The following is a 22,879-nucleotide window of genomic DNA, read 5'->3' as shown; positions in this document are numbered from 1 at the left end:
AATGAATACCTGTACAATAGTGGCATTACCGCATCCGCCTTTTTTGCGCGTGCTGGCAAAATACGGAACACAACAGCAGACATTTTTCTCTGCCGGGTTATGTGTATTGTTATGCTTCACCGGGCTGCTCCTTACGGGCAGCCCCCCGTTACCCTCAACCCGGTTACATCAGATTGATAACAGAGGGGAAACACCTGCAATAACCATGGCAGTGCATATGAATGCAGCACCAGCTTATCAGGAGCTACAACCAGAGGCGGAAAAATTACCTCCGCCAAAGGATTCTCCATCTCAGGCTGAGCTGGCCACCGCCCGCAGGGACATGCGAACACAGGAGACATCAAAATCCCCGCCAAAACCCATACAAAAAACGATCAGGAAAAAACAGGAAAAACCTTCGCCCGTAACAGCTGATACCACTATGGACACCGGTGAGGATAAAACCACCCGGCAACAATCGGGCGGGCAGGCCATCTCTCCAACACACTCAGCCACACAAGGTCGTGATAATCAAAAAGTGCAGGATGATTACTTTAATCTGCTGAGACAAAAAATTGAGGAACAAAAACACTATCCTCGCCGGGCACGAAGTGCCGGACAACGGGGTATCAGTGAGATTTCATTTTCACTCGATAACAACGGTAAACCATTTTCACCCACAGTAACCCGCTCTTCCGGTTACGAATTACTGGATAATGCAGCAATGGAAGCCGTGATGAATGTTACCGCTATCGGAGCGCCGCCGCCGGACGCTAAACGGGAAGTGACGTTTTCATTGCGTTTTCAGTTGAACAAGGGGTTTTAACGGCAGTGATTATTTTTTGTGAATATAAAAATAATAGGTATGCTTGCACAGCGTAAGCGGTAAGACACAGGCAGTGAATGTGGAAATAATTAAACCGGATCGGTGTTAGAATTTTTTCAGCCAGAGATTACTCTGGCTATTTTTTTAGTCCAATACAGAAAGGAAATACATACAATTCATAGGTAGTATGATATCAAAGGTTCATATCGTAAATGACTCGTAAAAAAAACAGGTAGCTAATATAAATAAGCACAAAATAAGAGCAAAGAGGATTAGCAAGAATCCATTTCTCAAACTCATATAAGAAAGTTCATTCCTTATATGACGTATTGTATTTACCTTTTCCTGACCAGCAATGGCTTTAATTAAACCATCTCTACTTTTGTTAATTTCAAAATATGTTCCATACCCAAATTTTGGTAGTGTTTTTAATGAACCCAATGAGATAAGCCCCCCACAAAGCATATAAAAAGAAGAAAGAAAAAAAAACAAATGATATATATGAACTTAAATAACTTTCAGGAAGAAATTTAACAACCCCACTGGCTCCTGCACTTACAATACTTAATGATATACTTAACGCCAATGTAAATTTAAAAGTTTTATCATCTATTTCCTTGGCTCTATTATGTTCATCCTCAAGTCTCTCAACTATTTTTTCATCAGCAAGTTTTGAGTAAGATTCTAAATTTGAAAAAGTGACATCATATATACTATCTTTTTTTTTTGTTAAAAATATAATAAAAGTAAATAAATGGGAATGCTTCTTCAATAACTCTAGAGAATATTTTAATTAGCCTCAGATAATTCCCTTGCAATACTATAATCAATTTTCCTTTTCTCATTAGAAAGCCATCCCCATTCTCCAGTTGGATTTATTTCAATAAATATATACTCATCTTTTGTTTTGATAAAATCAATAGCGCCATAATTTAACCCAAGAGACTTAACATAATCTATGCAAAGTTTTTTTAATTCTAATAGGAAGCTCAATATCTACATATTCAAGGTCGTCCTTTTTTTAAAGTTCTCCAGTCATCAGAGATAGCATTACCATTAGATTTTATTGCAACAGCGTATACTTTATAGCCAATAACAGTAACTCTAATATCTAATTTATCCTCAATGTATTCTTGAAATGTTATCGGTGCTTGCCTAGTTTGGTCTAAAGAAAAATCCTCAGGACTAGCTTTGGATGTGTATGTAAAATAGCAGTCATCATTTTCTTTAAGTAAAACAGTATCCATAGACTTTATAATAAAATTTGTTGAAGAGAGTTTATCAAAACCAAGAGAGTTACTAATAATCGTTTGAGGTACAGAAAATCCCATTTTTTTTGCGGTCATTAACTGATATGGCTTAGATTCAGCAGCATATGTTGCTTGTGGCCAATTCATCCAATATGCCTTATCAAAAACCATTAACCCCCTAAGAAAAGCATTCCATTGTGATAATGAAAGTTGCTCGTTTATATCAATAGTCCGTCCTGGAGTATTTCTTAGAAAAACAGGCTGTCGAAACCAAATTGATTTTATTTTAGATATCTCTAAATCAATATATTCATTTCTCACCTTTAAAGTTGTATTTACAGGATCTAAAAAAAATCTCATAATTACTTAATTGTTCTTTATTTAGTCGAATAAAAGAATCACCATTATCTTCCAACCTCTGAACAACCAAATCCGTGGAAAAGTCATACATACTTGATAGAATCAATATATAATTTTTCATTCTCCTTTTTGATCCTCACCAGTTTCTACATCACATTTTTTTGGTGGCTCTAGTTCCATATTCTGAATTATATGACACCAAAGGTTCTCCATTTCTCATCCAATAGCCCTTTGCTTGATTATAAACAGCACCATCTGGCATTTCAGGTTTATTAGAAAATGGTCTTTTCGTAGAAAATTGTATAAGTACATGCTCTTGCTTCATCATAATTCCTTATATAAATAATTATTAACTTATTGAGAGTAAAATACTATTTATTAGTTTTCAATTAAAATATACAATATTCACCAGTTAGATCAAATTTTAAAAAAAATTTGATCTATAATTCAATAACATTGATGTATTACAATATTAGTGAGTTTCATCATACAATATCTTATATTTTTTTGTACTTAGTAGATAATAAATTGGGGAAACTTGAATGATTTACATAAAAGCTGGGTATTCACCCAGCTTTTATGTAAGTTACCAAGGAAATTTTGGGAATGTGTGTAGTTTGATATCTGAATAGTGCCATATCTCACCTCAACAGCGTATCCATTTGATATAATTTTGAGCACGAAAATAAACGATGACACACCGAAAAAGTAGAAATAGGCTCAATTCACAACATCACATATAATTACGCATAAAATTAAATAAAACCCCGTATTAACAGACAATTAATACGGGTTAGAGAACGTTCTCGGACCTATATGGACGAAAAACTACTTACCAATACAAAAACTCGAGAAAATACGTCCGAGTAAATCATCAGAGGTAAATTCGCCGGTAATTTCACTCAGAGTCAGCTGAGCAAGACGCAGCTCTTCTGCCAGTAATTCGCCGGAGCACGCAACCACTAACTGTTCATGACCGGATATCAGGTGTTCTGCGGCGGTATTCAGTGCCTGTAAATGCCGGCGGCGGGCAAGAAATCCCCCTTCGGTATTTCCTTCAAACCCCATCGTAACTTTCAGATGATCGCGCAGCAAATCAATCCCGTTACCTTCGCGGGCAGAGAGTTTAATCAATGTATTGCCGTTCAGCTCCGTCATACCGGTAGATTCCCCGGTGATATCGGTTTTATTGCGGATCACCGTCACCGGAATACCTGCCGGTAAGCGCGCCATAAATTCAGGCCAGATTTGCTCCGGTGTCTGCGCATCAATCGTAGTGCCATCCACCATAAACAGAACGCGGTCTGCCTGACTGATTTCCTGCCATGCACGCTCAATACCGATACGCTCAACTTCGTCACCGGCTTCACGTAATCCGGCGGTATCAATAATATGCAGCGGCATACCATCGATATGAATATGTTCACGCAGAACATCACGGGTAGTTCCCGCGATAGCCGTCACAATCGCCGCTTCACGTCCCGCCAACGCATTCAGTAAACTGGATTTCCCTGCATTCGGACGCCCGGCAATCACTACTTTCATACCTTCACGCAGTAAACTGCCCTGACGAGCCTGCGAACGAACACGTTCCAGATGGGCGATCACGGTATCTAACTTTGCCTCAATCACGCCGTCAGAGAGAAAGTCGATTTCTTCATCAGGAAAATCTATCGCCGCTTCCACATAGATCCGCAAGTTAGTAAGTGCTTCCACCATTTGGTGAACTTCCCCGGAAAATGCACCCTGCAATGAATTCATGGCAGAACGCGCGGCCTGCTCTGAGCTGGCATCAATCAGGTCGGCAATGGCTTCCGCCTGGGCAAGATCCAATTTGTCATTAAGGAATGCCCGTTCAGAAAATTCACCCGGATTGGCAATACGAATATTATCGATAAGTAAAATACGTTTAAGCAATAAATCAAGGATAACCGGTCCGCCGTGCCCCTGGAGTTCCAGTACATCTTCCCCTGTAAAGGAGTTCGGTCCCGGGAAGAAAATCGCGATTCCCTGATCTAAGATATTGCCTGTTTCATCACGGAAAGGCAGATAATCGGCATAACGCGCTTTGGGAAGTTACCCAAAACAATCTGAGCCACCTGTACCGCCTGCGGTCCGGATACACGCAAGATCCCGACGCCGCCACGCCCGGGTGGTGTTGCCTGTGCCACAATGGTATCAGTGCTCTGAATTTCAACGTTATTCATAACAATCTCTCTTTTCTTACCGTGCGATAAATAATAAGGGCGGTCAATATGACCGCCCTTAAATATTACTATAAGACCGGCAGGTATTCCCTGCCGGTCAGTCACTTATTTTTTGTCGCGACTGTGAAGCCCGCGTTTTTCCAGCCCGCGATAAATAATCTGCTGCTGGAGAATGGTCACTAAGTTACTGACGATATAGTACAGAACCAGACCAGACGGGAACCACAGGAAGAAGACAGTAAAGATCACCGGCATAAAGGTGAAAATCTTCTGCTGTAACGGATCCGTCACTGCCGTCGGAGACAGTTTCTGAATCACGAACATCGTGATACCCATCAGAATAGGCAGAATGTAGTACGGATCCTGCGCTGATAAGTCATGAATCCAGCCGATGAATGGTGCATGACGCAGTTCAACCGAGCCCATCAGCATATAATACAATGCAAGGAAGATTGGCATCTGGATGACAAGTGGTAAGCAACCACCCAGCGGATTCACTTTCTCTGCTTTGTACAACGCCATCATTTCCTGGCTCATACGCGATTTATCATCACCAATACGCTCACGCATTGCTTTCAGCTTAGGCTGAAGCATACGCATTTTTGCCATAGAGGTGTATTGCGCACGGGTCAGCGGATACATGATACCGCGGACAATAAAGGTGATCACGATAATGGAGAAACCCCAGTTACCGATAAAGCTGTGGATAAATTTCAGTAACTTAAACAGCGGTTGTGAAATAAACCATAACCAGCCGTAATCTACTGTTAAGTCCAGGTGAGAAGCAACTGCTTCCATTTCATTCTGTAACTCAGGACCCACCCACAGTGTGGCGTTATATTTCGCTTCACCATTAGCAGCAACACGGATTGCATCACTCTTATAGCCGATAAATGCATCACCGGACTTAGCGTTATACAAGGTGTAGAAGTTATTGGTTGAGTCTTTTTCAGGGATCCACGCAGTGGCAAAATACTGTTGCAACATCGCCACCCAACCGGTGTTCGTGTTGATATTCAGTGATTTTTCTTCAATATCACCAAAACTGTATTTTTTATAATTTGTCTCTTCAGACGAATACGCCGCACCGCGATACGTGTGCAGAGCAAAGTTGCTGCTGCCGCTGTTTAAGCGTTCCGGTAAACTGACAGACTGTTTTAACTGACCAAAAAATGCCATTTCCAGCGGATTCGCGGTGTCATTTTTGATGGTGTAATCAACGCCGAGTGCGTAATTTTTACGTTTCAGGGTATAGGTTTTCACATAAGTGACACCATCCTGAGTATACGTCAGCGGAACGCGCAGCTCATCCTGTCCCTCAGCTAACACAAATGTGTCACCCGCTGCGGTATACAATGGACGCTCTTTGCCGTTATTCGGGTTATCCGGACCATGTGTACCGGTAAGACCACTGATCGCCTGATATGCGAATTCAGGCGTCGTTTCCAGTAAACGGAACGGGTCTTCGGACTTTAATGTTGCCGGGTAAGCCAGAAGGTCGGCTTCATCAATATCACCACCGCGCAGATTGATGTTCAGTAACAGCACATCAGTTTTGACCGTGATATATTTATTCTGCCCGCTGCTTTCACCACTTGGCGTTGTCGTCTGCTGCGTTGCCTGAGTAGCCGCGTTGAGTGTTTGTGTTTTATCACTTTCCCACGTCTGCCATGCAAAGAAGGATACGAGTAGCAAAGCGATGAATAGAAGATTACGTTGCGAATCCATCGTTAATGTTCTCTGTTATCATCATTTTTAGGTGGGACAGGATCATCACCACCTTCGTGTAAAGGGTGGCATTTTAATACGCGTTTCACCGTTAACCAACCGCCTTTTACCATACCAAACCTGCGCAATGCCTCAATTCCGTATTGTGAGCATGTTGGTGTGAAGCGACAACGGGGCCCCAGCATCGGACTAATCACCAGCTGGTAACCTCTGATTAACAGGATCAGGAAGCGTGCGCCAAGCGACTGTGACGACGCCATAGCTTGCCCAATGCCTCCGTAATCTCGCGATTACTCAACTCCGATACCCCTTTTCTTACCAGAAGCACAAAATCCATATCGGGCAGCTCATGTTGATGCAGACGAAAAAATTCGCGCGTTAACCGTTTAATCCGGTTACGCTCGTGAGCACGTTTAACGTTTTTCTTCGCGACGGTAAGACCAATGCGGGGATATTCCAGCTCATTACGGCGCCCCAGAAGTGTTATTTCAGGAGTACTTGCCCGCTGTGGTTGCTGGAAGACAAAGTTGAAATGCTTGGGAGTTAACAAACGTAACTCCCTTGGAAAAGCTAGCTTGACCACGTGAGATGGTTAGCTTTATTACTTAGAAACAGTCAGACGAGTACGGCTTTTTGCACGACGGCGAGCCAGAACCTGACGACCATTTTTAGTTGCCATACGAGCGCGGAAACCATGGGAGCGGTTACGCTTCAGTACAGACGGTTGAAAAGTGCGTTTCATAGCGGTTTCTACCTAAGCTTTAAATTATTACTGATTTAGTAAACGCGTCAGCAAACAGTAAATCCAGAGACTGAAACATGCCCAGTTACTGAAACAGTTAACACGATGAGTGGTAACCTCTGTGCCTTATCGCAACATCAATATGGAAAGATGCGGGATTGTAATAAAATCCGGGCCTGTTCGTCAATCAAAGATGTCGCTATAACACAGATTTCTGCACATATTTGCATTTACCCATAACCTGCCTGTATGTATCACGGCACTCACCGGCTGACAGCTTCCGGTAAACAAACGCAACAAATATAGCACACAGGGAGCAAGATTATACGGACTCCCGGGCAAAGCGCAAGGATCGATCTGCGATCCGGGTATTTTCGATCAACAGCAGATCACCGGAGGATTTTTCCCCGCCGGGGATAATTCGTTATAACTTATCCCCAAGCTGAATCTGACTGCTGTATTCTCCGCCGGAAATTCGCTATACTTTGGCGCTGAATCCCACTCCGGACGGGCTGGCAGCCCCTGTGGATAAAAACCCGGAAAACTGTGCAAAAGGATGAAGATCTTATCCCGCTTTTACGATATGATCCGTCGTCACGATCTTTTTCACCCGGGCGTTGATCGTCAGCGCGGTGGAAGATCGTTCTTAACGCAGCCTCACTTTGTATCACTGAAAGTGTCCGTTAAAGCATGCAACAACATGTCTGTATGTGCAGTGTCTGCGTGATAAATCTTATTTCGTTTCTTTGACTGGTCTTGTTTAGGGGAGTTCACCGTGTCTCTTTCGCTTTGGCAGCAATGTCTTGCCCGTTTGCAGGATGAATTACCTGCCACAGAATTCAGTATGTGGATACGCCCCCTTCAGGCTGAGCTGAGTGATGATACTCTGGCGCTGTACGCCCCTAACCGGTTTGTTCTCGACTGGGTCAGGGAGAAGTACATTAATAATATTAATGTACTTCTGTCCGATTTTTGCGGAAATGATATTCCGCTGCTGCGTTTTGAGGTCGGCAATAAGCCGGTAACCGCAGCACCACAAGCTCAGGAAACACAGGAAAGACGTATCCCGGCATCGCGGACGATGAAACAGCCTTCCCATGATACCCGCCGGCCCGCACTGCGTCCCAGCTGGGATGACAGCGGCACACAGCCGGATGTGACTTACCGTTCAAACGTTAACCCGAAACACACCTTTGACAGCTTTGTTGAGGGTAAATCAAACCAACTGGCGCGCGCAGCCGCCCGTCAGGTGGCAGATAACCCGGGTGGCGCTTATAATCCGCTTTTTCTGTATGGCGGAACCGGTCTGGGTAAAACCCACTTATTACATGCCGTCGGCAACAGCATTATGGAAAATAAAGCCAACGCCAAAGTGGTTTATATGCACTCAGAACGTTTTGTTCAGGATATGGTCAAAGCACTGCAGAACAACGCGATTGAAGAATTTAAACGCTATTACCGTTCTGTTGATGCATTACTTATTGATGACATTCAATTTTTTGCCAATAAAGAACGTTCTCAGGAAGAGTTTTTTCATACCTTTAATGCCCTGCTCGAAGGGAATCAGCAGATAATCCTGACCTCCGACCGCTACCCGAAAGAAATAAACGGGGTGGAAGACCGTCTGAAATCACGGTTCGGCTGGGGATTAACGGTTGCCATTGAGCCACCGGAGCTGGAAACACGGGTTGCCATCCTGATGAAAAAAGCCGATGAAAACAACATCCAGTTACCGGATGAAGTCGCCTTTTTTATCGCCAAACGCCTGCGTTCCAACGTCCGTGAACTCGAAGGGGCTCTGAACAGGGTGATTGCCAACGCCAATTTTACCGGCAGGGCGATCACCATTGATTTCGTACGGGAAGCCCTGCGGGATCTGCTGGCGCTACAGGAGAAGCTGGTCACGATTGATAATATTCAGAAAACGGTCGCTGAATATTATAAAATTAAAATCGCGGATCTGCTCTCCAAACGCCGCTCACGCTCCGTAGCCCGTCCGCGCCAGATGGCGATGGCACTGGCAAAAGAGCTGACAAACCATAGTTTACCTGAAATCGGGGATGCCTTTGGTGGCCGTGACCATACCACCGTTCTCCACGCCTGCCGTAAAATCGAGCAGCTGCGTGAAGAAAGTCACGACATCAAAGAAGATTTTTCTAACCTAATCCGGACATTATCATCATAGCGCTATGAAATTTATCATTGAACGTGAGCAATTGTTAAAACCCTTGCAACAGGTCAGCAGTCCGTTGGGCGGTCGCCCGACCCTACCGATTTTGGGTAACTTACTGCTGAAAGTCTCTGATGGCGTATTGCATCTCACCGGGACTGACCTTGAGATGGAAATGATGGCCGGGGTTCCCCTGGTCCAGCCACATGAAAACGGCGAAACCACGGTACCGGCACGGAAATTCCTGGATATCTGGCGCGGTCTGCCGGACGGTGCACAAATCAGTGTTGAGCTGGATGGCGATCGTCTGCTCGTCCGCTCAGGGCGCAGCCGTTTCTCTTTGTCCACCTTACCGGCATCGGATTTCCCGAACCTGGATGACTGGCAGAGTGATGTGACGTTTTCCCTGCCGCAGGCCACACTGAAACGCCTGATTGAATCCACTCAGTTTTCCATGGCACATCAGGATGTCCGTTATTACTTAAACGGCATGCTGTTCGAAACCAGCGGATCTGTCCTGCGCACTGTCGCAACCGACGGACACCGCCTGGCGGTCTGTTCACTGGATATCGGACAGGATCTACCGGACCATTCAGTTATTGTGCCGCGCAAAGGGGTTATCGAACTGATGCGTCTGCTGGATGGCGGGGAAACGCTGCTGAAACTGGAAATCGGCAGTAATAATATCCGCGCCCATGTCGGCGGGTTTATCTTTACCTCGAAACTGGTCGACGGCCGCTTCCCGGACTACCGCCGCGTCCTGCCGAAAAACCCGGACAAAACCCTGACGGCAAATTGTGATATGCTGAAGCAGGCTTTTTCACGGGCGGCAATATTGTCGAACGAGAAATTCCGCGGGGTTCGTATTTACCTGAGTGATAACCAACTCAGAATTACAGCCAATAACCCGGAACAGGAAGAAGCCGAAGAGATCGTGGATGTCACCTATCCCTGCACTGAAATGGAAATCGGTTTCAATGTCAGTTATGTCCTCGATGTCCTTAACACACTAAAATGCGAAAATGTATCAATTAAACTCACAGATGCGACGTCCAGTGTACAAATCGAAGACGCCGCCAGTGATGCAGCCGCGTATGTTGTAATGCCGATGCGCCTGTAATATATGATCCTTTCGCGTTTACTTATCCGCGATTTTCGTAATATCGAAGACGCGGATTTGTCGCCTGCCAACGGGTTTAATTTTTTAATCGGTCCGAACGGCAGCGGCAAAACCAGTGTTCTGGAAGCAATTTATACACTCGGTCATGGCAGAGCGTTCCGGTCAGTTCAGGCTGGTCGGGTTATCCGTCATGAAAGTGAAGAATTTATTCTTCACGGCAAATTAGGTCAGGAAAATACCGACAGAGCCACCAGCGTTGGCCTGAGTAAAAACCGGCAGGGTGACAGCAAAGTCCGTATTGATGGTACTGACGGACACAAAATTGCTGAGCTGGCAAAATTATTGCCAATGCAATTAATCACCCCTGAAGGCTTTACCCTGCTCAATGGCGGACCAAAATTCCGCCGTGCTTTTATTGACTGGGGCTGTTTCCACAACGAACCACAATTTTTTGCCGTGTGGAGTGATTTAAAACGCCTGGTGAAACAGCGCAATGCCGCACTTCGTCAGGTGTCGAATTACAGTCAGATCCGTCACTGGGATCAGCAACTGATTCCGGTTGCGACGCAAGTCAGCCAGTGGCGGGAAAATTATGTGACAGCGATTGCTCAGGATATTGAGCAGACCTGTCAGCAGTTTTTACCTGAATTTTCACTGAGCGTCTCTTTCCAGCGCGGATGGGAGAAAGAGACCGATTATTCAGAGCTGCTTCAGCGCCAGTTTGAACGTGACCGCTCACTTACGTATACCGCCTCCGGCCCGCACAAAGCGGATTTACGGATAAGGGCAGACGGAGTGCCGGTGGAAGACTTACTTTCACGCGGTCAGTTAAAACTACTTATGTGCGCGCTGCGGTTAGCACAGGGTGAATATTTCACCCGTCAGAGCGGGCAGCAATGCCTGTATCTGCTTGATGATTTTGCCTCCGAGCTCGATGCCGGGCGTCGCCGTTTACTGGCACACCGGCTGAAAGCCACGCAAGCACAGGTTTTCGTCAGCGCAATCACACCTGAACAGGTGACCGATATGGCTGATGAAAATAGTCGTCTGTTCTTCGTGGAAAAAGGTAAAATACAGGTTCAATAATCAGGATTAGATAAGCGGGAAACGTTGATGTCGAATACTTATGACTCCTCAAGTATCAAAGTATTAAAAGGGCTGGATGCGGTACGTAAACGCCCGGGAATGTACATTGGTGATACTGATGACGGTACCGGTTTACACCACATGGTCTTCGAGGTTGTTGACAACGCTATCGACGAAGCCCTCGCCGGTTACTGCAAAGACATTGTTGTGACAATTCACAATGATAATTCAGTCTCCGTACAGGATGACGGCCGTGGTATCCCGACCGGGATCCATGAAGAAGAAGGTGTCTCCGCCGCAGAAGTTATCATGACTGTTCTGCATGCCGGCGGAAAGTTCGATGATAACTCTTATAAAGTATCCGGAGGCCTGCACGGCGTCGGGGTATCCGTTGTTAACGCCTTATCTGAAAAACTGGAACTGGTTATCCGCCGTGAAGGTAAAGTTCACGAGCAGATTTACCGCCACGGTGAACCACAGGGTCACCTGGCTGTCGTGGGTGAAACCGACAAAACCGGTACCCGTGTGCGTTTCTGGCCGAGCATGGATACCTTTAAGACAGAGACTGAATTCGAGTATGAGATTCTGGCCAAGCGCCTGCGTGAACTCTCATTCCTGAATTCCGGTGTATCCATCCGCCTGATTGATAAGCGCGACGGCAAAGAAGACCATTTCCACTATGATGGCGGTATCAAAGCCTTTGTGGAATATTTAAGCCGCGCCAAAACCTCTATTCATAATAACGTTTTCTATTTTTCCACTGAAAAAGACAACATTAATGTCGAAGTCGCCATGCAATGGAATGACTCTTTCCAGGAAAACGTATATTGCTTTACCAATAACATTCCGCAGCGCGATGGTGGTGCTCACCTCGCCGGTTTCCGTGCGGCAATGACCCGTACTCTCAATAGCTTTATTGAGAAAGAAGGTCTGAATAAAAAAAGCCAAAGTCAGCACCACCGGGGATGATGCCCGTGAAGGGCTGGTGGCGGTAATTTCAGTGAAAGTGCCGGACCCGAAATTCTCCTCACAGACAAAAGATAAACTGGTTTCTTCAGAAGTGAAAACCGCTGTTGAATCCATCATGAACGAAAAACTGTCTGAGTATCTGGATGAAAACCCGAACGATACCAAAATTATTGTCGGTAAAATTATTGATGCCGCGCGTGCCCGTGAAGCCGCACGCCGCGCCCGTGAAATGACCCGCCGTAAAGGTGCGCTGGATTTAGCCGGTCTGCCGGGTAAGCTGGCTGACTGTCAGGAACGTGATCCTGCCCATTCCGAACTGTACTTAGTGGAAGGGGACTCTGCGGGCGGCTCTGCAAAACAGGGGCGTAACCGTAAGAACCAGGCAATTCTCCCGCTGAAAGGGAAAATCCTGAACGTCGAGAAAGCGCGTTTTGATAAAATGCTTGCATCTCAGGAAGTTGCCACACTGATCACCGCACTGGGCTGTGGTATCGGGCGTGATGAATACAACCCGGACAAACTGCGCTATCACCGCATCATTATCATGACCGATGCCGATGTCGATGGTTCACACATCCGTACTCTGTTACTGACTTTCTTCTATCGTCAGATGCCGGAAATCATTGAGCGTGGTTATGTTTATATCGCACAACCGCCGCTGTATAAAGTGAAGAAAGGCAAGCAGGAACAGTACATCAAAGATGATGAAGCGATGGAGCAATATCAGGTTTCTATCGCGCTGGATAATGCCGCACTGTATGTGAATGAAACTGCCGCACCTATTCAGGGTGAACACCTGGAAAAACTGCTGCACGAATACAATGCCGCGCACAAAATTATCCGTCGTCTGGAGCGTCTCTATCCGTCTGCATTGCTGAACAATCTGGTATACCAGCCGAAACTGGAAGAGTCCGCACTGATGGCAATGCCGCTGGTGGATGAATGGACGAAAACCCTGGTCGCGCGTCTGACTGAGAACGAAGAGCACGGCAGTACCTACAGTTACACCATAGCGGAAAATAAAGAGCGCCAGTTGTTTGAACCGGTACTGACTATCCGTACTCATGGTGTGGATACGGATTACAACCTTGATTTCGAGTTTATTCACGGCAGTGAATACGCCCGTATCTCCAAACTGGGTGAATTAATCCGTGGTCTTATCGAAGAAGGTGCTTATGTTATCCGTGGCGAGCGCCGTCAGAACGTCAGCAACTTTGAACAGGCGCTGGACTGGCTGATGAAAGAGTCCCGTCGTGGTCTTTATGTACAGCGCTATAAAGGGCTGGGTGAAATGAACCCGGACCAGCTGTGGGAAACGACAATGGACCCGGCAGGCCGCCGTATGCTCCAGGTCACAGTGAAAGATGCGATTGCAACCGACCACTTATTCACCACACTGATGGGTGATGATGTAGAGCCGCGTCGTGCCTTTATCGAAGAGAATGCCCTGAAAGCAGCAAATATCGACGTTTAATGATACCCGCTGTATGAGAAAGCCCGGTTTTCCGGGCTTTCTGCTATCTGCTGTTATCACCGGTAAAGGTTATATCCCAGCGCGTTAGCGACAGATGCCACCATTTTCTGCCCGCGGACACTGTTTCCGTCATCATCCAGCGGCGGAGAGAATGCTGCAATCCCCATCACACCAGGCACAACCGCCAGGATCCCGCCACCAACCCCGCTTTTTCCCGGCAGCCCGACCGTGTATGCCCAGTCTCCCGAACGCCCGTACAATCCTTCCATTGTCATTTCTGCAAGAATATACGGTGTGTGCGCCGGATCCAGTACCTGCTCACCGGTTACCGGGTTGCGTCCGCGCGCAGCCAGGGTTGCCCCCATGGTTGCAAGCTCAATGGTTGTCAGCAGTGTGGAGCATTGGCGTGTATAGACATCACAGGCTTCCATCGGATCACAATACAAATTTTGTGCCGAATAAAGCAGCCACGATATCCCCCGGTTATGAAAGTTTGTCGTTTGCTCTGAATGATTAAGTTCATCCGACAGGGCTATCTGATCAGATCCCAGACGGCGCTGCATGGATAAAATCCGCTGCCAGCGCTCATCTGCTGATTTTGCCTTAACTGCGCTGACGGTTGCAATGGCACCTGCATTTACCAGCGGCGACATCGGTTTATCATTATGCAACTCCAGCGCCATGACAGAGTTAAAGGGCAACCCGGTCGGATCAGCACCAATATTATCCTGAACGGCTTTCGGACCGATATCTTCCAGTGCCAGCGCCAATGTGCAGACCTTGGAAATGGATTCAATGGCAAAACGATAACCGGCATCACCACTGCTGATAATATCCCCTGCGGCAGTCACAACAGCAACTGCCGCGAGATCTGACGGGATGTTTGCCAGAAACGGAATATAGTCAGCGTTTGCACCGCCCGGGGTTTGATAAAACTGCGTCCGGGCGTTATCAACGGCCTGCTTGATCGCGGTTAAGTCCGTCATGATGATTTTCCTTTGTTTTCCCATGTGAATGGGGCGAAATCACTGTTTTGGTCACGCCAGCCCGGTTTGCGGATCTGATAAATCACAAACGGAAGCAGAACAAACAGTACCGTTAACCCGATAAGTGAGCCGACATACACTTGCGGACTGCCGACCGCGATTTGCGCCGGTGGAATAAAACTGAACAGGAAAGCTGTCAGTGAGCCGAGAAGTCCCATGCCGCCGAGGATAATCATCCCGGCATTTCCGCCCGGGATCCGGTAAGGACGGGCGCGCTGCGGCTGACTGAAACGCAGATAAATCGCTGCACTGAACATCAGCATATACATAATAAGATAAAGAATAACAGTCAGTTGACTGAGGATCTGATACGCCGCCTGAACGGATGGCAGCACCACAAAGAGCACCGCAAGTAATGACACCAGTACCGCCTGCACCAACAGAATATGTGTTGCCATTCCGTTTTTATTGGTGCGCTGAAACCAGTGCGGCAGATACCCGGCTTTAGCTACTTCCAGAAGCCCGGAAGACGGGCCCGCAACCCATGTCACCACACTTGCCAGCACGCCAATTGCCAGCATAAACGCCACTATCGGTCCCAGCCACGAAATATGTGCCCATCTGAACATGTCGTCATACGCGACCAACAGGCTCTGCGTCAGGCTTATCTCTGACTGAGGAATGATAAACGCGATAGCCAGTGTCCCCAGCACAAAGATAGCCACGGTTCCGCCGGCCGCCAGAATAATCGCTTTCGGGTAATTTTTTGTCGGGTTCTCAATATCTTTCACATGGATTGCGTTCATTTCCATCCCCGCATAAAACAGGAAGATACTGGCCGCCAGAACAATATTATCAAAGTTAGAGAAATCGGGCAGAACCTGATCCCACGCCAGGTCAATCTGTGGCGTCTGTCCGCTGAAAATATAAGAAAACCCAAGAACAATCAGGATAATAGCCGGGACAATGGTTCCGATAATCCCGCCCCATTTTGACACTTTGGCAAATGCACTGACGCCTTTAAACGCAATAAAGGTCGCCAGCCAATAAATAAACAAGACAATGCCGAGTACAAAGAATTTATTTGCAGCCAATGCTTCATCAAATGTCTGATGCGGATCGATAAATGCGAGGGAAACCGCACCGAATGTCAGACCGGTAGGGAACCAGACGGTTACCTCAATCCACAACATTGCCATCGCCAGAAATGCCAGACGGGGACCGAAGGCTTCCCCGACCCAGCGGAACACACCGCCCTTTTCTGACCAGCCGGTTGCCAGTTCCGCAGCCACTAATGAAACAGGGATCAAAAAGAACACCGCAGCAAAGAGATAATAAAAAATCGCACTCAGTCCGTATTCTGCTTCAGCAGGTAACCCGCGCAGACTGACCACCGCCACAATATTCATGACGATAAGTGTCCCGACAGTCAGTTTTGCTGCATTAACGGACGGTTTTTTTATTGCGTTATCAGCCATAAAACACCCCGGAAGAAACATAAAGGAGAGCCTCCGGCAACTCATCTGCCGGAGGAACTGTTTGGTCAGCCGTGATGGAAAGTCGCTTTCGCCGTAGATCTCACCACCGGGTTTTGTCTGAAGTGATCGATAGCCCGCTCAATATCATCCAGCAACAGTGCCGCCAAATCACGGCTGACACCATGGCGGATCATAATCCGCTGAACTACGGTTTGCTCCCTGTCTGCCGGCAGCGGGTAAGAGGCAATCAGCCAGCCGCGCGCCCGGATTCGGTCAGAGAGATCGTAGAGATTAAACTGTGTGACTTCCGGCTTCAGTTTGTAAGCAACCGCCGGTAATGCGCCGTGCCCGTCATAAACCAGTTCGAAAATCCCCAGTTTATTCAGTTCCTGAGCCAGCCACTGTGCCGTATCCGCGCAGGATTGCTGAATTTTGGTATAACCGGCACGACCAAGACGCAGGAAATTATAATACTGAGCAATGATTTGCCCGCCCGGGCGGGAGAAGTTCAGGGCAAACGTCGGCATATTACCGCCGAGATAATCCACACTAAAAATCAATTCTTCCGGTAAATCCTCTTTACTGCGCCAGACAACCCAGCCCACACCCAGCGGGGATAAACCGTACTTGTGTCCTGAGCTGTTAATCGATTTCACGCGCTCAATACGGAAATCCCATACCAGTTCCGGCTGAATAAACGGTGCAATAAACCCGCCGCTGGCGCCATCCACATGCAGAGGAATATCCAGTCCGGTATCGCGTTCAATGGCATCCAGCTCTTTTGCCAGTGCCTCCACCGGCTCATAAATACCGGTAAACGTTACCCCGAGCGTTGCAACTACGCCGATAGTATTTTCATCACAATATTCACGTAAATCAGCAGGTTGCATACCTAATGCATTACCTTTCAGCGGCACCTGGCGGATTTCCACATCAAAATAGCGGGCGAATTTTTCCCAGCACACCTGAACCGGCCCGGTCACCATATTTGGTTTTGTTGTATCTTTACCCTGCGCTTCACGCTTTTTACGCCAGCGCCATTTCATTGCCAGCCCGCCGAGCATGGCAGCTTCACTGGACCCAGTTGTAGAGCAGCCGATAGTGTCTTCAGCCTGTGGTGAGTGCCAGAGATCGGCAATAATATGCACACAACGGCTTTCTATTTCAGCCGTTTGCGGATATTCATCTTTGTCGATCATATTTTTATCGACACTGTCTGTCATCAGTTGCTTAACTTCATCCTCGACCCAGGTCGTACAGAATGTCGCCAGGTTCTGGCGTGAATTACCATCCAATAACAACTCATCACGCACAACACTGTAGACAATCCGGGGATCACTGCTCTCTTCCGGAATCTTATATTTAGGCAATGTTGTATCTGCATCCACTGACGCATAAACATCAATAAATTCTGAACTATTCTTGGTTTTCACAGCATGAAGAGACATAATATTTTCCTCACTTCCCTTTTATTAACCATAAGAAATAATTAACATCACACTCCGGTAGCATCCGGTGATTAATGACATGCAGAGATAAAAAAAGAAAAAATCACACTAAAAAATGTGATGAACACTAAGTAGGTTAGCGTATAAACCAGACAAACCTCAAACTCACAAGCAGACTATGCATTACTGTTTTTTATGTCAGGTATCTGAAAAATAAATGAACATAAGATAAAAAAATAGATTACCCATATCAGGACAACGAAATAATAAAGAAAAAAATATTAATTCATTTCATGAAGGAATTATGACAATTGAGGATGGAATACCGCCCGGATAACACACAAAAACAGGGGTAAATTAATCTGACCCCCATAGAAAACGAACAAATCTCAGGTTAAAGAAAACCGGTTATAGAAATTACTCAGATTAAACACTTTCAGGTAATCCCTCTTCCACTGATCAAATAACAGTGAAAAACAGAAAATACAGGATAAACACGTAGGTGAAGAGCAAAAAAAGAACGGCCGGGGAGAGGTTTGCGCCACAACGATAAAACGGTATTTTCCACAAAATACACCTGACCCGAAATAAGACTTACCCATCTTATAAAGGGTGTTCTGCATAGTTTTTTTTCTGCTCTCTGGCAGTAACAACAGCAGATTACCAAGGGGAAATTTAATCAGTAATTATATGTAATAAAATAATTGTCCTGAAAAATATTACTGTAAAAATCTGGCGGTTATATTTGATTAAAAAAACAGCTTTTGTGTTTTTGTATTATTTTGGTAAGAGATAAAAATCATCAAAAAGCAGAAAAAACCCGAAAAAAAACATATAACAAACAAAAAAGCCAACACATCACCCTTAATTAGATAATACGTTGGCTTTTATTGATTATTCTGAATTTTTATCGTTATTTTATTAAAATATTCAGCATTCTGCGTAATGGCTCTGCTGCACCCCATAACAACTGATCACCGACAGTGAAAGCTGAAATGTAATCCGGTCCCATATTCAGTTTACGGATACGCCCGACAGGTGTTTTTAATGTCCCGGTGACCGCCGCCGGCGTCAGTTCACGCATGGTTATCTCACGATCATTCGGTATCACATGTACCCATTCATTATGAGCCGATAACAGCGCTTCTATTTCCGACACCGGCAGGTCTTTTTTCAGTTTCAGAGTGAATGCCTGACTGTGGCAGCGCAGCGCGCCAATCCGCACACACAGACCATCCACAGGGATAATATCCTGACCGCGAACCAGAATTTTGTTGGTTTCCGCCTGTCCTTTCCACTCTTCGCGGCTCTGCCCGTTATCCAGTTTCTGATCAATCCACGGGATCAAACTGCCCGCCAGCGGCGCACCAAACTGCTCTGTCGGTAATGATCCGTTGCGGGTAAATTCAGTTACTTTCTGCTCAATATCCAGGATTGCAGACGCCGGATTTTGTAATTCTTTTACCACATGCGCATTCAGTGCGCCCATCTGAACCAGCAACTCGCGCATGTGCCGGGCACCGGCACCGGATGCAGCCTGGTAAGTCGCAACAGATGCCCATTCAACCAGATCGTTGGTAAACAGCCCGCCCAGTGACATCAGCATCAGGCTGACAGTACAGTTACCACCGACAAAGGTTTTGATCCCGTTGTTCAGGCCCGCCTCAATCTGTTTTCCGTTTACCGGGTCCAGAATGATAATGGCATCATCATTCATCCGCAGCGCCGAGGCAGCATCAATCCAGTATCCGCTCCAACCGCTCTGCCGCAGCTTCGGATAAACCTCATTGGTATAATCACCACCCTGACAACTGATAATGATATCAAGGGCGCTCAGTGCATCAATATCAAACGCATCCTGAAGCGTGCTGCGATGCCCGCCAAACTGTGGCGCTTCTTCACCGGTCTGTGATGTGGAGAAAAATACCGGACGAATGCTGTCAAAATCCCGCTCTTCTGTCATGCGTTGCATCAGCACTGACCCCACCATCCCGCGCCAGCCGACAAATCCCACATTTTTCATCGTGATCTTTCCTTTTTTATTATCTGAACTGTATTTGCAATACTATTAACGTGACAAAATCTGAGCAACGACGCAAGTGAATTTATTGATGACTCCGCAAGGGTAAGAAGCCACACTAATAGCAGAGGCTGTGGGTTTTCATCCGGCAGCACCCGGGCATAAGCATAACAATCACCAGAACAGGGCAACATAATGATGTATTACGGTTTTGATATGGGTGGTACAAAAATTGAGCTGGCAGTCTTTAATGACGCACTCGAACTGGTCTGGCAAAAACGGGTTCCCACCCCGAAAGAGAGCTATGCCGCGCTCCTTGACGCTTTTCGGCTGCTGACAGAACAGGCCGATAATGAACTGAAATGCACAGGAAAAATTGGTATTGGCGTGCCCGGGATAGTCAATCATGAGAAAGGCACGGTATTTACCACCAATGTTCCTGCGGCAAAATATCAGCCACTTCGTCATGATCTGGAAACACTGCTGAAACGTCCGGTAAAAATAGATAATGATGCAAACTGCTTTGCACTTTCTGAGGCCTGGGATCCGGAGTTCCGCCAATATCCGACAGTGCTTGGTTTAATTCTGGGGACGGGTGTAGGCGGTGGCTTTGTCATTGACGGAAAAATTTTGCCGGGAAAAAATGGTATAGCCGGTGAGATCGGTCATATTAATATGACGCTGGAAGGCGATAAATTACTGGAGCATAAAGTACCCGCCACACTTTGTGGCTGCGGAAAAACCGGTTGTTTTGAAACCTACCTTGCCGGTCCCGGTTTTGAACGTATTTTCACGGCGTTCTATGGTGAAAAGCGCAGTGCCGTTGATATTATCACCCGTTACTACAGGGGTGATATTAAAGAAAAACAGCATGTTGAGCGCTATATGTCACTACTTGCTCACTACCTCGGTAATGTTCTGAGTATATTTGACCCGGATTTGCTGGTTATCGGTGGCGGATTATCTCAGTTTGAAGAAATTTACCGTCTGCTGCCGGAATATCTGCCGCCATACCTTTATGGTGTTGCATCTCTGCCCGCAATTCATAAAGCCCGTTACGGAGACGCCGGCGGTGCGCGGGGTGCGGCCTGCCTGAATTTAACAAACTGACAGTCAATATCGTCATGCCCGGTCAGCCGGGCGTTTATACCCTGATTCATTATTCATTCAAACTGCAGGTTCGTTGGCTGTACTCCGACCGCCTGCATATTGAATGACGTTGGGTATATCAAAAAACAGTAACATTACTAATTATTTTTCTATTGTAAAACGCGGGAGATATAACGTTATCTATCTGATCTTTATTTATTCCGCTATAAATAGCTGATATTACCCTCAAACTTTTGCTACAATACCATTGTCAGTGATATCCAATGAATATATTGAACATATTGTGTTTATCTTTTCACAAAAGAACCTATTGTATTTGATGATGCATGATTAATTACATTACTGAATATACATACTAATTATTATCATAATGTATATGGGTGTTATTTACACACCACCCTTAATGTTAAAAATAACTAAAGTATATTTAGTTATAAAAAAATATCAGTTAACTCTTATCTTATTTATTTTGAAAAAAAGATAAATTCAGGCTATATGAAAGATAATAAATAATATGGAAATGTCGTTACTTACACATAGGATATGTATACGCTTACCGGAAGTTCCGGTGATAACACCATAATGTTATTAATAAAAAAATGCTGTACTAATACGATAACGTAACGCTGACGCCCGCATATCAGCGTTGGATTAAACAGACCTAAGGGAAATTGCGTATTTTTGTGATATTGATATATCATAAAGGCAAAATATAATGAATTTTATTAATCACACTATTTTTCCGGCAATAAATTATGACGGTGCTTACCTGCATGATGATAAATTTCATGTTGTTGCATCGCGTGTTACGTATGATATCCGAATAAATAATCGTGACGGACAAAGTTTGCTTGTCATTTCTCCGGAACAGCAACCTCTGAACTATACTGATGTCAGTTACAACGAAACAATAGATACCAGCATTGAATATGAGAGTGATTTAGCACCTTATAAGCCAAAAACAGATATTGTGATTAATGCAACTGCATTTGTTCCGGAAAATAATCCTGTTCCGGTTTTTGATGTGGGAATTCAGATTGGTAAATATCTGAAGGCTCTGCGGATTTTTGGCCCCAGGAATTGGGTAAAAGAGGGTGATGAATGGTTATTAACGGAATCAGAGCCAATCAGCTATCTTAATATCCGTTATGAGCATGCTTTCGGTGGCTCCTATACCGCCAATAATGACATTATTGCCTCACCGGCAAATCCGATAGGAATGGGATGGTATCCGGCATCATTTTTAGCACAGTGCAATGAAACATACCTGCCGGCTAACCAGATAGAATCACCTAACGCGCCGGTTGAACACATCAGTCAGATAATCCGCCCTGATGGCCTGGGTTTTTTCGGGCGTAACTGGCTGGGGCGGACAGAATATGCCGGTGCATATCATCAGGAAGAAATGTCATCACATCAGCCTCAGATGCCGGAGAATTTTCACTACTGGTGCGGCGCACACCCGACATTACAAATTCCGCATCTCAAAACCGGTAATAAATTACCATTGAAACTGTTTGGTCTGCTCTCTGCCACAGAAATTGAGCGCCAGCACGTTTCATTTTATGTGCCGGTTGAAAATATATTTGTGTTTATCGGATCCGGACTTGGGTTTTCCATCCCGAAAAATTTACAACTTGATACTGTGGTTGTGGATATGAATCTGCGGAAAGTCTTCTGTACTTACCGGATAGCACTACCCGGCTCGCTGAATATTTCAGAAATGACATTGCGCCATATCCCGGAAAATTCCGGCAGATAGTTCCCGGTCTGCCGGTTCCGGCTTAACAGTTTTCATTTAAGTCCCTTATGATTGTCTGTGCCAAAAATTACGGTTAAGTAGCGATATATAATCTCTGAAACCCATATTATCAATTATGAAAACCGTACATTCTTAAAACATCAAAATATAAAACAAACACCAGG

The 22,879-nt window shown here is 45.7% G+C and carries 18 protein-coding genes and 2 pseudogenes; 7 read left to right on the top strand and 13 right to left on the bottom strand.

Translation table 11 applies throughout. The annotated features are described in order from the left end of the window. Position 1 precedes the first annotated feature (1 nt). Complete coding sequence (locus AYY16_RS16315; RefSeq protein WP_067369045.1) at positions 2–805, top strand: energy transducer TonB; 804 nt, start codon at positions 2–4, stop codon at positions 803–805. A 391-nt stretch (positions 806–1,196) separates the two neighbouring features. On the opposite strand, the gene AYY16_RS16310 is transcribed toward AYY16_RS16315, so the two are convergent. The 9 genes and pseudogenes from AYY16_RS16310 to rpmH form a co-directional block, all read right to left on the bottom strand. Further along, complete coding sequence (locus AYY16_RS16310) at positions 1,197–1,577, bottom strand: hypothetical protein (protein ID WP_067369042.1); 381 nt, start codon at positions 1,575–1,577, stop codon at positions 1,197–1,199. Between the two features lie 17 nt (positions 1,578–1,594). Further along, complete coding sequence (locus AYY16_RS20345) at positions 1,595–1,798, bottom strand: hypothetical protein (RefSeq protein ID WP_156665019.1); 204 nt, start codon at positions 1,796–1,798, stop codon at positions 1,595–1,597. 11 nt (positions 1,799–1,809) lie between these two features. Beyond that, a complete protein-coding gene (locus AYY16_RS20340) occupies positions 1,810–2,415 on the bottom strand; it encodes an ATP-grasp domain-containing protein (RefSeq protein ID WP_156665018.1) in 606 nt (201 codons plus the stop codon). A 151-nt stretch (positions 2,416–2,566) separates the two neighbouring features. Then, entirely contained in the window at positions 2,567–2,743 is a 177-nt protein-coding gene (locus AYY16_RS20335) for a hypothetical protein (RefSeq protein ID WP_156665017.1), read from the bottom strand. 500 nt (positions 2,744–3,243) lie between these two features. Next, positions 3,244–4,607, bottom strand: a pseudogene (gene mnmE / locus AYY16_RS16300) (tRNA uridine-5-carboxymethylaminomethyl(34) synthesis GTPase MnmE). A gap of 120 nt (positions 4,608–4,727) precedes the next feature. Beyond that, positions 4,728–6,350 carry a membrane protein insertase YidC gene (yidC, locus tag AYY16_RS16295; RefSeq protein ID WP_067369039.1) on the bottom strand — a complete coding sequence of 541 codons (1,623 nt, stop codon included), beginning with the start codon at positions 6,348–6,350 and terminating at the stop codon, positions 4,728–4,730. 2 nt (positions 6,351–6,352) lie between these two features. Then, positions 6,353–6,610 carry a membrane protein insertion efficiency factor YidD gene (gene yidD, locus AYY16_RS19930; RefSeq protein ID WP_082970775.1) on the bottom strand — a complete coding sequence of 86 codons (258 nt, stop codon included), beginning with the start codon at positions 6,608–6,610 and terminating at the stop codon, positions 6,353–6,355. Next, complete coding sequence (gene rnpA, locus AYY16_RS16290) at positions 6,574–6,933, bottom strand: ribonuclease P protein component (protein WP_067369036.1); 360 nt, start codon at positions 6,931–6,933, stop codon at positions 6,574–6,576. Before rnpA ends, yidD begins: the two co-directional genes overlap by 37 nt. A gap of 18 nt (positions 6,934–6,951) precedes the next feature. Further along, positions 6,952–7,092, bottom strand: a complete 141-nt coding sequence (gene rpmH / locus AYY16_RS19925) for a 50S ribosomal protein L34 (RefSeq protein WP_004393543.1) — start codon at positions 7,090–7,092, stop codon at positions 6,952–6,954. Positions 7,093–7,867: 775 nt separating this feature from the next. Here rpmH and dnaA point away from each other — a divergent pair. From dnaA to gyrB, 4 genes and pseudogenes are all read left to right on the top strand, one after another. Next, the gene (gene dnaA, locus AYY16_RS16285; protein WP_067369034.1) at positions 7,868–9,277 is read left to right on the top strand and encodes a chromosomal replication initiator protein DnaA; all 1,410 of its coding nucleotides are present in this window, start codon (positions 7,868–7,870) and stop codon (positions 9,275–9,277) included. Positions 9,278–9,281: 4 nt separating this feature from the next. Beyond that, positions 9,282–10,382 (top strand): DNA polymerase III subunit beta, encoded by a 1,101-nt coding sequence (gene dnaN, locus AYY16_RS16280; RefSeq protein WP_067369032.1) that lies wholly within the window; start codon positions 9,282–9,284, stop codon positions 10,380–10,382. A 3-nt stretch (positions 10,383–10,385) separates the two neighbouring features. Beyond that, a complete protein-coding gene (recF, locus tag AYY16_RS16275) occupies positions 10,386–11,468 on the top strand; it encodes a DNA replication/repair protein RecF (protein WP_067369029.1) in 1,083 nt (360 codons plus the stop codon). 27 nt (positions 11,469–11,495) lie between these two features. Then, positions 11,496–13,911, top strand: a pseudogene (gene gyrB / locus AYY16_RS16270) (DNA topoisomerase (ATP-hydrolyzing) subunit B). Between the two features lie 56 nt (positions 13,912–13,967). Here gyrB and glsA read toward each other — a convergent pair. The 4 genes from glsA to asd form a co-directional block, all read right to left on the bottom strand. After that, on the bottom strand, positions 13,968–14,897 hold the full coding sequence (gene glsA, locus AYY16_RS16265; RefSeq protein WP_067369026.1) for a glutaminase A: 930 nt from the start codon (positions 14,895–14,897) through the stop codon (positions 13,968–13,970). Further along, entirely contained in the window at positions 14,894–16,375 is a 1,482-nt protein-coding gene (gene gadC, locus AYY16_RS16260; protein WP_067369024.1) for a putative glutamine/gamma-aminobutyrate antiporter GadC, read from the bottom strand. Before gadC ends, glsA begins: the two co-directional genes overlap by 4 nt. Before the next feature lie 65 nt (positions 16,376–16,440). Then, positions 16,441–17,823: a glutamate decarboxylase gene (locus AYY16_RS16255; protein WP_067369022.1), complete on the bottom strand. Its 1,383-nt coding sequence runs from the start codon at positions 17,821–17,823 to the stop codon at positions 16,441–16,443. A gap of 913 nt (positions 17,824–18,736) precedes the next feature. Continuing rightward, the gene (asd, locus tag AYY16_RS16250) at positions 18,737–19,846 is read right to left on the bottom strand and encodes an aspartate-semialdehyde dehydrogenase (protein WP_067369020.1); all 1,110 of its coding nucleotides are present in this window, start codon (positions 19,844–19,846) and stop codon (positions 18,737–18,739) included. 195 nt (positions 19,847–20,041) lie between these two features. On the opposite strand from asd, the gene nagK reads away from it, so the two are divergent. Both nagK and AYY16_RS16240 read left to right on the top strand, forming a co-directional pair. Next, the gene (nagK, locus tag AYY16_RS16245; protein ID WP_067369311.1) at positions 20,042–20,953 is read left to right on the top strand and encodes an N-acetylglucosamine kinase; all 912 of its coding nucleotides are present in this window, start codon (positions 20,042–20,044) and stop codon (positions 20,951–20,953) included. A 715-nt stretch (positions 20,954–21,668) separates the two neighbouring features. Beyond that, complete coding sequence (locus AYY16_RS16240; protein ID WP_067369017.1) at positions 21,669–22,715, top strand: DUF2169 family type VI secretion system accessory protein; 1,047 nt, start codon at positions 21,669–21,671, stop codon at positions 22,713–22,715. Positions 22,716–22,879: the final 164 nt, after the last annotated feature.

It is taken from the genome of Morganella psychrotolerans, from assembly GCF_001676155.1.
GTDB classification, from domain to species: domain Bacteria; phylum Pseudomonadota; class Gammaproteobacteria; order Enterobacterales; family Enterobacteriaceae; genus Morganella; species Morganella psychrotolerans.
Note: the sequence above shows the minus strand (reverse complement) of the source record. Positions and strands in the feature narration are given on the sequence as shown.

Excerpts from the sequence above, each read along its gene's own strand:
- nagK (WP_067369311.1), top strand. The coding sequence starts at position 20,042 with ATGTATTACGGTTTTGATATGGGTGGTACAAAAATTGAGCTGGCAGTC.
- gadC (WP_067369024.1), bottom strand. The coding sequence starts at position 16,375 with ATGGCTGATAACGCAATAAAAAAACCGTCCGTTAATGCAGCAAAACTG.
- AYY16_RS16240 (WP_067369017.1), top strand. The coding sequence starts at position 21,669 with ATGAATTTTATTAATCACACTATTTTTCCGGCAATAAATTATGACGGT.
- recF (WP_067369029.1), top strand. The coding sequence starts at position 10,386 with ATGATCCTTTCGCGTTTACTTATCCGCGATTTTCGTAATATCGAAGAC.
- AYY16_RS16255 (WP_067369022.1), bottom strand. The coding sequence starts at position 17,823 with ATGTCTCTTCATGCTGTGAAAACCAAGAATAGTTCAGAATTTATTGAT.
- glsA (WP_067369026.1), bottom strand. The coding sequence starts at position 14,897 with ATGACGGACTTAACCGCGATCAAGCAGGCCGTTGATAACGCCCGGACG.
- asd (WP_067369020.1), bottom strand. The coding sequence starts at position 19,846 with ATGAAAAATGTGGGATTTGTCGGCTGGCGCGGGATGGTGGGGTCAGTG.
- AYY16_RS20335 (WP_156665017.1), bottom strand. The coding sequence starts at position 2,743 with ATGATGAAGCAAGAGCATGTACTTATACAATTTTCTACGAAAAGACCA.
- AYY16_RS20340 (WP_156665018.1), bottom strand. The coding sequence starts at position 2,415 with ATGAGATTTTTTTTAGATCCTGTAAATACAACTTTAAAGGTGAGAAAT.
- yidC (WP_067369039.1), bottom strand. The coding sequence starts at position 6,350 with ATGGATTCGCAACGTAATCTTCTATTCATCGCTTTGCTACTCGTATCC.
- rpmH (WP_004393543.1), bottom strand. The coding sequence starts at position 7,092 with ATGAAACGCACTTTTCAACCGTCTGTACTGAAGCGTAACCGCTCCCAT.
- dnaN (WP_067369032.1), top strand. The coding sequence starts at position 9,282 with ATGAAATTTATCATTGAACGTGAGCAATTGTTAAAACCCTTGCAACAG.
- yidD (WP_082970775.1), bottom strand. The coding sequence starts at position 6,610 with ATGGCGTCGTCACAGTCGCTTGGCGCACGCTTCCTGATCCTGTTAATC.
- AYY16_RS16315 (WP_067369045.1), top strand. The coding sequence starts at position 2 with ATGAATACCTGTACAATAGTGGCATTACCGCATCCGCCTTTTTTGCGC.